Here is a 215-nt window from a genome sequence, read left to right on the forward strand (position 1 = left end):
AATCAAAAAATTTAAACTCAATGCAACAAAGAGTGTTCATAGAAATATGTACATAGAACACATCGAAAGATGAGTTCGAATCAGAATTCATTGAGCCGAAGTCTTTCCTAATAGAAAGCTTCAAAAAAACTTTAATTGAAGAGTTTGATCATGGCTCAGATTGAACGCTGGCGGCAGGCCTAACACATGCAAGTCGAGCGGCAGCGGGAAAGTAG

1 rRNA gene is annotated in these 215 nt (G+C 38.6%); it reads left to right on the plus strand.

What is annotated here, in order from left to right:
• Positions 1-132 precede the first annotated feature (132 nt).
• Positions 133-215 (plus strand): 16S ribosomal RNA (locus tag H5073_RS18225); the annotation flags it as partial.

The organism is Shewanella sp. SR44-3 (assembly GCF_014163735.1).
In the GTDB taxonomy this organism is placed as follows: Bacteria; Pseudomonadota; Gammaproteobacteria; order Enterobacterales; family Shewanellaceae; genus Shewanella.